Below are 4,730 nucleotides of genomic sequence, written 5' to 3'. Positions count from 1 at the left end.
GGAGCTGTGCGTAGATGTGATCAAGAGACAGGGGTGGCGAGGCGGGCGCAGGCGGCGGCGCGCAGCACCGGATCGGTGCTGGCCAGCACGGCGGCGGCGGGCAGGCCGGCCGCCACCTCATGCGCGAAATTCGGCCCGGAGAGCACGGCGGCGGGCAGGCCCGGCCGCAGCTCGGCCAGGACCTCCAGCGGCAGGAGAAGCGAGCTGCTCTCCACTCCCTTGGCCACCGCCACCACCGGCGGCAGTTCCGGCATGGCGGCGACGGCGGCGCGCAGCGGCTGCATCGGCACGGCCAGCACGGCGAGGCTTGCCCCCTCCAGAGCCTCGGCGGCATCCGCGGTCACGCGCAGCCCCTCCAGCACCGCATCCGGCAGGCGCGGGTTCCGCCGCGTCCCGCGCATCGCCGCCGCCTTCTCCGGGTCGCGCGCCCAGAGCGTCACCCGGTTGCCCGCCCGTGCCGCCTGGATCGCCAGCGCCGTGCCCCAGGCCCCGGCGCCAAGGACGGCGAGCCTGTTCGCCTCACTCATCGGTCAGCCTCGTCACAGTGCAGCCCTGGCCCGGTTCGCCCTGGCCCAGGCGTTCCAGCAGCGCGCGCAGGATGCCCCCGGCCACGGCCTCGAAGCTCCCCTCCGGCACCCAGGGGCCGTTGCTGACCACCAGCCCGCAGCCGTTGAGCCGCGTCGGATCGGTGGGCTCGCGCAGCCAGAGCTCGCAGGCCAGCAGGTCGCGCACCCCGGAGGCGCGGAGCCGGTCATGGAAGTCGCGCACCGGGGCGCGGTGCTTCACCGGATACCAGGCCGCCTGGATGCAGCCCCGGAAGCGCCCCGAGACGGCGATGATCGTGTCGGCGAGGCGGTCGAACTCGCCCTCCTGCTCGAAGGGCGGGTCCATCAGCAGCAGCCCGCGCTTCTCCGGAAAGGGGGTGAGGGCGGTCGCGGCCTCCCAGCCGTCGCGCGCATGCACCGCCACGCGCCGGTCGCGGCCGATCCGGGCCCGCAGCTCCTCCTGGTCCTCGGGATGCAGCTCGCAGAGCACCAGCCGGTCGCCCTCCCGCAGCATCGCCTGGCTCAGCGCCGGGCTGCCGGGATAGAGCGGCGGCCAGCCGAACTCCCGCACGGCCGAGAGCCAGGGGGCGAGCGGACCCTCCGCGATCCCCTCCAGCCGCCCGATCCCGGCCCGCCATTCCCCGGTGCGCTCGGCCCTTTCCTCCCGCAGGTCATAGGCGCCGATCCCGGCATGGGTGTCGAGCACGCGGAAGGGCGCCGGCTTGCGCCGCAGGGCGGCGAGGATGTGGTGCTGCAGGGCATGCTTCACGCAGTCGGCGAAGTTCCCGGCATGGTAGGCGTGGCGATAGTTCACGGCACTCCCTGGCCGCGCGAGGCGGCGAGATCATAAAGCGGATGACGGAACAGCGATTCCGAGGCGCGGTTGTAGCTGATTGCGGGGCACCGCCAGCCCGGCGGCGCGGCACCGAAGCGCGCCAGGATCAACCCGTCGCCGGAGAAGCCCTCGCCCACATCGTGCTCCACCTCGATGACGCCACCCAGCGCCCGAACCGCCTCGACGCAGCGCTGGTGCGTCAGCGGGTCGCCGCTGATGAGGTGGTGATGGGTGGACAGGAACAGCCAGTCCACGCGCCCGTCGCGCAGCAGCGGCGCCGCCTGCTCCAGCATGGTGAACTCGGCGCCCTGTGCGTCGCAATGCAGGATGGTGAGCCGGTCGAGACCCCGCGCGGCCATCAGCCCGGCCACGTCATGGCAGGCGAGGTCCAGGGTTCCCGATTCCTCCGTGGGGAAAGGCAGGGTCTCCCCCGGCCGGTCGCCGAGGAAGCCCTGCACGATCTCCGCCGCGACGCCGTTCAGCGCGAGATTGGCGCGCCCGACCTCGATGTGCCGCGGATCGGGCTCCAGCAGCACCGCGCGCCGGCCCGGCGCCGCGAGCAGGAACCAGATGGAGTAGAAGGCCCAGTATCCGCCAAGCTCCAGCATCGTGCCGCCCGGCGGCAGGCAGCGGAGAAGCTCGTGGAACAGCCGCTCCTCCTGCGGCTCGTGATGGCCATGGCAACGCTCGATCAGCTCGGTCATCCAGGCGCCGCAATAGCCATCCGCCAGGACCTGCACGCCGTTGTGCATGACCTGGACGCGGCGGCCATCCGCCATCCTGCCGACGCGCCCGGCATCCGACACGCGGGGCATGGGCTCCGCATCGCGGCATCGCATGCCCATGGCGATGCGATGGGCATTGCTGACCGAGGGCAGAACCTGCGTTTCCAGCCGCCTCGGGTCCAGGGGCTCCGGCGCGGCGGGCAGCAGCAGCGGCGGCAGGGTGGGTTCGAGCGCCAGGCCGGCGGCGCCATGGCCGATCCCGTCCCGGCCGATCTTGTCCCTTTGGGCGGCGGGAAGACCGGTTCGCGGCCCGCTCGGGTCGGGCACGGCCGCCGCGTCGCGGGAGCGCCGGAAGGGCCACATCAGGATATCCGCTCCCCGGTGGGAGAAAGCTCCGCCAGCGGCCAGCGCGGCCGTGGCGCGTGGTCCACCGGATCGGTGAGGCCGGCACGCAGCCGCTCGATCCCGGCCCAGGCCACCATCACCGCATTGTCCGTGCAGAGCCGGATGGGCGGGGCGATCAGCGGCAGCCCGGCCCGTTCCGCCACGCCGCGCAGCGCCTCGCGCACCCCGCCATTGGCGGCGACGCCGCCGGACACCACCAGCGCCGTGGCGCCGGGCATCATGCCGAGGGCGTTGCGCGCCCGGTCGGCCATCACGGCGGAAACGCTGGCCTGGAAGGCGGCGGCGATGTCCGCCTTTCCGGCTTCGTCGGCGAGTTTGCCCACCGCCTGGGCCACGGCGGTCTTGAGGCCGGAGAAGGAGAAGTCGCAGCCCGGCCGCCCCAGCATCGGGCGTGGCAGGGGGATGCGCTTCGGGTCGCCCGACGCCGCCAGCCGTTCCAGATGCGGCCCGCCGGGCCAGGGCAGGCCGAGCAGCTTGGCCGACTTGTCGAAGGCCTCGCCCACCGCGTCGTCCAGCGTCGAGCCGAGGCGGCGGTAGCGGCCCAGCCCCTCCACCGCCACGCACTGGCAATGTCCGCCGGACAGCAGCAGCAGCAGGTAGGGAAAAGCCGGCGCTTCGGGCAGCAATCCGGGAAGGCGCGGCGTCAGCGCATGCGCCTCCAGGTGGTTCACCGCCACGAAGGGCAGGCCATGTGCCAGGGCCAGGCCCTTGCCGAAGCTGGCGCCGACGATCAGCCCGCCGATCAGCCCCGGCCCGGAGGTGGCGGCGACGCCGCCGAGCTCCGACGGTGTGATCCCGGCCTCGGCGAAGACCCGGGCGGCGAGGCGCGGCATGTGGTGCAGATGCGCCCGCGCCGCGACCTCCGGCACCACGCCGCCGAAGCGTGCGTGCTCCGCCACCTGGCTCAGCAGCGCCTCGGCCAGCACGTGCCCGTCCGGGGCCAGCAGGGCCGCCGCCGTCTCGTCGCAACTGCTCTCCAGGCCGAGCACGGGGCCCTTCGGTTCCATATCCATTCCTCTCGGGGCCGGTTCCGGCGCCCGGCCTGTGATCCCGCGATCCCTGGGCCGTACCTGGGACATTTCGTCCCGGAACAAGCCGCTTCCACGATACGCGGGCCGGTTCTATGACGCGCCGATGCTTCCTGCCCACCCCGCAGCGGCCGGCAACAAGACCGGCCCTCTTTCTCCCGAGCCCAGGCCGCGCGTGCTGCCGCATGCGGGCCGGAACCTGCCGCTGCGCGTCGGCACGCGCGGCTCGCCGCTGGCGCTGTGGCAAACCCGGCATTTCCTGCAGAAGATCCTGCATTTCTGCCCTGTGCTGCGCATGGCGGAGGCCTTCGACGAGCATGTGATCGCCACCTCGGGCGACAGGATCCAGGACCGGCGCCTCGCCGATATCGGCGGCAAGGGGCTCTTCGCCAAGGAGATCCACGAGGCGCTGCTGGACGGGCGGATCGACTTCGCCGTGCACAGCCTCAAGGACCTGGAGACCGAGATGCCGCCCGGCATCGTCCTGGCCTGCACCCTGAAGCGCGAGGATGCGCGGGACGTGCTGCTCCCCGGCCCCGGCTGCGGCGCGCTCGACCCGGCGGACCCGCTGGGCTCGCTGCCGGCGGGCACCCTGCTCGGCACGGCCAGCCTGCGGCGGCAGAGCCAGGTGCTGCATGCGCGGCCGGACCTGCGGGTGACGATGATCCGCGGCAACGTCCAGTCCCGCCTCGGCAAGCTCGCCGCCGGGGAGGTGGATGCCACGATGCTGGCCCTGGCCGGGCTGAAGCGGCTGGAGATCGTGCCCGAGGGCATGGTGATCCTGGACCCGGAGGCCATGGTCCCCGCCGCCGGGCAGGGGATCGTCGGCGTGACGGTGCGCGAGGGCGATACCGAGCTGCGCCAGCTCCTCGCCGCCATCGAGAATCCGGAGGCCCGCGCCGTGTCCCGCGCCGAACGGGCGCTGCTCTCGGCGCTCGACGGCTCCTGCCGCACCCCGATCGGCGGCCATGCCAAGCTGCTGCCGGACGGGCGGCTCCGCCTGACCGGGCTGGTGGCGCGGCCGGACGGTTCCTTCCTGCTCAAGCGCAGCGTGCATGGCGATGCCCGGGATGCCGAGCGGCTGGGCGACGCGCTGGGCCAGGAGCTTCGGCTGGACAGCCCGGCCGACCTCTTCACCTGAACGGCGACCCGGATCGCGGCGGGGCCGGGCGCCCGCGCCCGCCAGCCGGGG

5 protein-coding genes are annotated in these 4,730 nt (G+C 73.6%); 1 reads left to right on the top strand and 4 read right to left on the bottom strand.

Going from position 1 to position 4,730, the window contains the following annotated elements; all coding sequences use genetic code 11:
- Positions 1-20: 20 nt before the first annotated feature.
- The 4 genes from ROTAS13_RS19585 to tsaD are packed head-to-tail and all read right to left on the bottom strand — an operon-like array spanning position 21 to position 3,517.
- Positions 21-527: an NAD(P)-binding domain-containing protein gene (locus ROTAS13_RS19585; protein WP_083755630.1), complete on the bottom strand. Its 507-nt coding sequence runs from the start codon at positions 525-527 to the stop codon at positions 21-23.
- A complete protein-coding gene (locus ROTAS13_RS19580; protein WP_075823162.1) occupies positions 520-1,359 on the bottom strand; it encodes a 23S rRNA (adenine(2030)-N(6))-methyltransferase RlmJ in 840 nt (279 codons plus the stop codon). Before ROTAS13_RS19580 ends, ROTAS13_RS19585 begins: the two co-directional genes overlap by 8 nt.
- Complete coding sequence (locus ROTAS13_RS19575) at positions 1,356-2,468, bottom strand: hypothetical protein (protein ID WP_075823161.1); 1,113 nt, start codon at positions 2,466-2,468, stop codon at positions 1,356-1,358. Before ROTAS13_RS19575 ends, ROTAS13_RS19580 begins: the two co-directional genes overlap by 4 nt.
- Entirely contained in the window at positions 2,468-3,517 is a 1,050-nt protein-coding gene (gene tsaD / locus ROTAS13_RS19570; RefSeq protein ID WP_083755629.1) for a tRNA (adenosine(37)-N6)-threonylcarbamoyltransferase complex transferase subunit TsaD, read from the bottom strand. Before tsaD ends, ROTAS13_RS19575 begins: the two co-directional genes overlap by 1 nt.
- A gap of 127 nt (positions 3,518-3,644) precedes the next feature.
- On the opposite strand from tsaD, the gene hemC reads away from it, so the two are divergent.
- Positions 3,645-4,679, top strand: coding sequence for a hydroxymethylbilane synthase (hemC, locus tag ROTAS13_RS19565; protein WP_027297250.1), 1,035 nt, complete (start codon positions 3,645-3,647; stop codon positions 4,677-4,679).
- The last annotated feature ends 51 nt before the right edge of the window (positions 4,680-4,730 follow it).

This window comes from Roseomonas sp. TAS13, assembly GCF_001950415.1.
Taxonomy (GTDB): Bacteria; Pseudomonadota; Alphaproteobacteria; order Acetobacterales; family Acetobacteraceae; genus Roseomonas; species Roseomonas mucosa.
Note: the sequence above shows the minus strand (reverse complement) of the source record. Positions and strands in the feature narration are given on the sequence as shown.

Bases quoted from the DNA above. Each gene is read 5' to 3' on its own strand.
- hemC (WP_027297250.1), top strand. From the start codon at position 3,645: ATGCTTCCTGCCCACCCCGCAGCGGCCGGCAACAAGACCGGCCCTCTT.
- ROTAS13_RS19575 (WP_075823161.1), bottom strand. From the start codon at position 2,468: ATGTGGCCCTTCCGGCGCTCCCGCGACGCGGCGGCCGTGCCCGACCCG.
- ROTAS13_RS19585 (WP_083755630.1), bottom strand. From the start codon at position 527: ATGAGTGAGGCGAACAGGCTCGCCGTCCTTGGCGCCGGGGCCTGGGGC.
- tsaD (WP_083755629.1), bottom strand. From the start codon at position 3,517: ATGGAACCGAAGGGCCCCGTGCTCGGCCTGGAGAGCAGTTGCGACGAG.